Source organism: Streptomyces sp. WM6372 (assembly GCF_001279655.1).
Classification (GTDB): Bacteria; Actinomycetota; Actinomycetes; order Streptomycetales; family Streptomycetaceae; genus Streptomyces.
Genome location: NZ_LGDB01000051.1, coordinates 1 through 3629, shown reverse-complemented (window position 1 = coordinate 3629; position 3629 = coordinate 1). Strand labels below are relative to the sequence as shown.

At 76.7% G+C, this 3629-nt stretch carries 4 protein-coding genes; 3 read left to right on the top strand and 1 reads right to left on the bottom strand.

The window, feature by feature from the left end:
* Positions 1–823 (bottom strand): NUDIX domain-containing protein (locus ADK52_RS39225; protein WP_234343483.1); only part of this gene is annotated, 823 nt, incomplete at its 3' end.
* A gap of 222 nt (positions 824–1045) precedes the next feature.
* Between ADK52_RS39225 and ADK52_RS06555 the strand changes: the two genes are divergently transcribed.
* The 3 genes from ADK52_RS06555 to ADK52_RS06545 all read left to right on the top strand — a co-directional run bounded on the left by ADK52_RS06555 (position 1046) and on the right by ADK52_RS06545 (position 3595).
* Positions 1046–2236: a DUF418 domain-containing protein gene (locus ADK52_RS06555; RefSeq protein ID WP_053688829.1), complete on the top strand. Its 1191-nt coding sequence runs from the start codon at positions 1046–1048 to the stop codon at positions 2234–2236.
* A 77-nt stretch (positions 2237–2313) separates the two neighbouring features.
* Positions 2314–2808 carry a hypothetical protein gene (locus ADK52_RS06550; RefSeq protein ID WP_053688828.1) on the top strand — a complete coding sequence of 165 codons (495 nt, stop codon included), beginning with the start codon at positions 2314–2316 and terminating at the stop codon, positions 2806–2808.
* Positions 2809–2944: 136 nt separating this feature from the next.
* The gene (locus ADK52_RS06545; RefSeq protein ID WP_053688827.1) at positions 2945–3595 is read left to right on the top strand and encodes an NAD(P)-dependent oxidoreductase; all 651 of its coding nucleotides are present in this window, start codon (positions 2945–2947) and stop codon (positions 3593–3595) included.
* Positions 3596–3629 lie beyond the last annotated feature (34 nt).

Sequence of the window (3629 nt, the reverse complement as noted above, 5' to 3'; positions counted from 1 at the left end):
GGGAGGGGAGGCGGGCCACCAGACGGGGATGGGCCGCCCCGTCGGCGCGGCGGTGGCCGAGCGGGGTGGAGCCCTCCGTCGGGGGCGGGAGGTGGGCGCCGCCGGTGGCGCGGGAGATCAGGAGCAGGACCCGCCCGTCGGGGGCGAACAGCCAGGCCGCGGGCTCCCGTAGGGGCACCCCGGCCGGTACCGGGCCCAGGTGCCAGGTGCCGTGGAGCGGGGTGCGGCGGGGGCGCAGGACGCCGAGCCGGTCCAGAGCGGTCGGCAGGGTGGGACGGCCGTCCTCCAGCAGGGCCGGGCCGCCGCCGTTGATGCGGGCCCGCAGCGCCGACAGGGCGCGGCGGGCGTCGCCCGGGTCCATCAGGACGGTCAGGTCGGCCGGTTCGGCGAACTGGACGCCGGTGATCTCCTGGGCCGGGAGGCGGATCCCGTCGATCCGGTCCGGGGTCCAGGTGCCGCCGTCGTACACGTGCAGGATCTCGCCGGGGAAGCCCATCTCGGGCGGGATGCCGGGGGTGTCGGCCGGGATCCAGTCCACCGCGAGCCCGTGCGGGTAGCGGCCGTCGACGCCGAGTTCCTCCCGCACCTCCCGGGCCGCGGCGGCCGACGGGGACTCGCCCGCGTCCACGGCGCCGCCGGGCAGCAGCCGGTCGGGGCGGTAGTCGACGCTCTGGACGAGGACCCGGCCGTCGGTGTCGGTGACCAGGACGACCGCGCCGGTCCAGAGCGCGGCCCGCGAAGCCCCGTACTCCTGCGGGGTCATCCACGTGCCCGGGCCGCGGCCCTCGTCTTCGTTCAAGGCCTCGTCGGTCAGCTGCGGCATCGGCACTCCGTTCACCGTGGATGGACCCTCGGCCTGTGCAACAGCCCGTACGGCCCGGGGGTTACGCCGGTTGCACCGCCCCGGACACCGACCGTTCCTTTGCCGCCCCTATACCTCCTTATTACCTTGTTACGCCCTCGTTGGTACGTTCTCGTCTCGCGGACTGGCGGCATGAAAACCGCCGGTCCGACCACGTCACCGGAGCCGAGGAGAGACCGCGGTATGCGACGCGCTTCCGGCAGCGGCAGGCTCGCCGCCGTCGACGCCGTCCGCGGTGTGGCCGTCCTCGGGATGTTCGCCGTACATGTCGGCCCCGGCCCGCGGCCCGAGGGTGCCGGGTACCTGATCGTCGCGGCCGACGGGCGGGCTCCGGCGCTGTTCACCCTCCTCGCCGGGTTCTCGCTCGCCCTCGCCCAGCGCGGCCGCACCCCCGCGGAGCAGCCGGCCGGCTGGGCACTGCGCTACCGCCCGCTGCTGATCCGCTGCGCGGTCCTCGCCGGGCTGGGCCTGCTGCTGGCCGCGCTCTGGCCCGGGATCCTCGTCATCCTGGCCTTCTTCGCCGTCTACTTCCTCGCCGCCGAGCCCTTCACCCGGCTTGCCACCCCGGTGCTCACCGCCGTCGCCGGGGTCTGCGTGGTCGCGGGTCCACTGCTCTCGTTCCTGCTCGGCCCGGTGTTCGGGTACGAGGCTTCCGGGCGCGGCGCGGTCCCCGAACTCACCGCCCTGACCGGCTGGGACGGGCTGGGCCGGACCCTGTGCGAGCTGCTGCTCACGGGCGCGTATCCGCTGGCCACCTACTTCCCGTACGTCCTGGTCGGGCTGGCCCTCGGCCGGCTGTGCGATCTGCGCGACCACCGGGTCGCCCGGCGGATGGCGGTGTGGGGCGCGGCCGCCGCGGCCGCGGGTTACGGCGCCGCGTGGGTGGCCGCGCATGTCCTCGGCGGCCGCGAGCGGCTGCTCGACGTGGTCGCGGCCCGCCATCCGGAGGCCCTGGGTGCGGCCGATCCCGTACGGGAGGTGCTGCGGGGGCAGTTCGGCGCCGTGCCGAGCACCTCCTGGGACTGGCTGCTGGTGGCGGACCCGTACAGCCAGACGCCGCTGGAGACGATCGGCAACGCGGGGGTGGGCTGCGCGCTCATCGGGCTCTTTGTGCTCGCCGCGCGCGGCGAGGCCGGGGCGCGGCTGCTGCGGCTGCCGGCCGCGCTCGGGGCGATGGCGCTCAGTGCGTACGTCCTGCATGCGCTGGTGCTGGCCGGACCGGCCCGCGGGGCCGCGTCCTGGGGCGCGCTGGCCGCCTTCGCGGGCGTGGCACTGGCGGCGGCGTGGGCCTGGCAACGCCTGTGCGCGGACAGCCCGCTGCGCCGGGGGCCGCTGGAACACCTGCTGCGCCTGGCCGCGCAGGGCCGCGTCTGAGACCCGCCCGGCGCGGCGTCACTCGTGTGTGTGACGGTGCGTAGGTTCCGGCGGTCCTCGTACGGCAGGCTGGGCGGATGCAGCTGCGCCGGGTGGCTCTGCCCCTGCCCCTGATCCTCGCCGCGGTGGCGCTGACCGCCGGGTGCGTGACCGTACGGCCGGACCGGCCCGCGGAGGCGGCCCGTACGACTCCGGCCTCCGACCGGACCGCGGGCGGGCGGGCGGCTGCGGTCGAAGCCCTGCCGTTGGGGCGGCTACCGGCGTCGGAAACCCCGTCGCCGCCCGCCCCGGAGGCTCCCGCGCCGGCCGAGGCGCCCGCCGCGGAACCGGCCGCGGAACCGGCCGCGGCGCCGGCGGAGGAGGCCCGGCGGGCACAGCCCCGGACCCGCGAGCTCCCGCCGGTCCGGCCGGCCCGGCCCGTGCGCCCCGCCGCCCCGGCGCCGGGGCCCCGCAAGCGCCGGCCCGTACAGCCGGAACCCCGGCCCGCGCCGCCGCGCACGTACGACATGGGGCCCCTGTGCGAGGCGGCCAAGGGCCGGGTCTCCCCGTCCATCGTCGCCTTGTGCCAGTAGGGGGCGTCGTCCGGATCGGGCGGGATCATCCGTGTGGACTCGGCCCGGCTGCCCGGTGTCGGGAGGCCGGTTCGCTTGGATGGGCGGCGCGGGTCCGACCTGAGGCCCGTACCACCCCCACCCCCAGGGAGTCGCCATGGCGAAGATCGCCCTGTTCGGCGCGACCGGCACCATCGGAGCCCGCGTGCTGCACGAAGCGCTCGACCGCGGCCACCAGGTCACCGCGGTCGTCCGCGACCCCGCGAAACTCGCTGCTTCCGGAGCCGAGGTGGTGCCCGGCGACGTCCTGGACCCGCACTCGGTCGCCGAGGCGGCCGAGGGCCGGGACGTGGTCGTCAGCGCCGTCGGCCCCGGCTCCGGTGACCCGGGCATCCTCGTGGCCGCCGCCAAGTCCCTGATCGGCGGCGTCTGCACGCTCGGACCGGACGTCCCCCGGCCCCGGGTGATCGTCGTGGGCGGGGCGGGATCGCTGCGCACCCCCGACGGTCCGCTGGTCTGGGAGGCGGCGGGCATCCCGGAGCCCCTCCGCGCGCTCATGCACGCCCACGGGGAGGCACTCGACTTCCTGAACACCGTGCCCGTCGAGGAGGTGCGCTGGAGCTGTCTGAGCCCCGCCGCGCAGATCGCGCCGGGCACGCGGACGGGCACGTACCGGCTGGCCCTGGACGACCTGGTCGTGGACGAGGACGGCGACAGCCACGTCTCGGTCGAGGACTACGCCGTGGCCCTGGTCGACGAGATCGAGCGCGACGCCCACGCGGGCAAGCGGTTCACCATCGGCTACTGACCGGGCGGTGCGTCCGGCGCGCCCTGCCCCGTGT

What these genes read in the sequence shown, in the direction of transcription:
- ADK52_RS06545 (WP_053688827.1), top strand. Translation starts at nt 2,945, where the DNA reads ATGGCGAAGATCGCCCTGTTCGGCGCGACCGGCACCATCGGAGCCCGC.
- ADK52_RS06550 (WP_053688828.1), top strand. Translation starts at nt 2,314, where the DNA reads ATGCAGCTGCGCCGGGTGGCTCTGCCCCTGCCCCTGATCCTCGCCGCG.
- ADK52_RS06555 (WP_053688829.1), top strand. Translation starts at nt 1,046, where the DNA reads ATGCGACGCGCTTCCGGCAGCGGCAGGCTCGCCGCCGTCGACGCCGTC.